Source organism: Psychrobacter sp. DAB_AL62B, from assembly GCF_028895345.1.
Taxonomy (GTDB): domain Bacteria; phylum Pseudomonadota; class Gammaproteobacteria; order Pseudomonadales; family Moraxellaceae; genus Psychrobacter.
This window is the reverse complement of sequence record NZ_SAXC01000027.1, coordinates 1-957: the sequence shown is the minus strand read 5'-3', so window position 1 is coordinate 957 and position 957 is coordinate 1. Positions and strand designations below refer to the sequence as shown.

Annotated in this window: 1 protein-coding gene; it reads left to right on the top strand. The window is 44.5% G+C overall.

All coding sequences use genetic code 11. From position 1 onward, the window contains the following. Positions 1–31: 31 nt before the first annotated feature. Positions 32–957, top strand: a 926-nt coding sequence (locus tag EPB74_RS13355; protein ID WP_274904637.1) for a DUF475 domain-containing protein, incomplete at its 3' end; no start/stop codon positions are given.

Here is a 957-nt window from a genome sequence, read left to right as displayed (position 1 = left end):
CTTAGCTTTACGCAACCAGACAGGATGTGTCATGAGACATTTTTATTTAGACTTTATCTTCACAGCCATTGCCCTAGCGGTCGCGGCATGGTGGGGATATTCACATGGCGGTATGGGCGGTATGATAACCACCCTATCTATTACTGCTATTTTGGCCGTCATGGAGATTTCATTATCATTCGATAATGCGGTGGTCAACGCTTCAGTCCTTAAAGGCTGGGACGAATTTTGGAAAAAGATATTTTTAACCGTTGGTATTTTAGTCGCCGTATTTGGTATGCGTTTGGTATTCCCGATTGTCATCGTTGCGGTTACTGCCGACCTTGGTGTTATGCAAGTGATCGACTTAGCCTTAAACGACCCTAAAGAATACTCCGCCAGACTCTTAGCGCATCATGCTGAGATTTCCGCCTTTGGTGGTATTTTCTTATTACTGGTATTCTTAAACTTTATCTTTGATGACAAAGAAGTCCATTGGTTTAATTGGCTTGAGAGCCGTTTGGCCAAACTGGGCAAAGTCGATGCCATGAGTGTTTTTGTCGCGCTTATCGTATTAATGATTGCGGTATCATTTGCCAATCCTAATCAATCAGCTGCTGTCCTAATCGCTGGTGTATGGGGTATCTTGGTATATCTCGGCGTACAAGTGGTCTCTGGTATGCTTGAAGGTGATCTTGAAGAAGATTTAGAAAACGAAGAAAGTGGTTCAGGCGCCGCCGCGACCAGCGCGATTATGAAAGGCGGTATTATCGGCTTCTTATACTTAGAAGTCCTTGATGCATCATTCAGTTTCGATGGTGTGATTGGTGCATTTGCCATTACCAATGACGTGATTGTGATTATGCTAGGTCTTGCTATCGGTGCGATGTTTGTGCGTTCGATGACGATCTTCTTGGTAGACAAAGGCACGCTGGATGAGTTCATCTATCTTGAACACGGCGCGCATTATGCCATCGG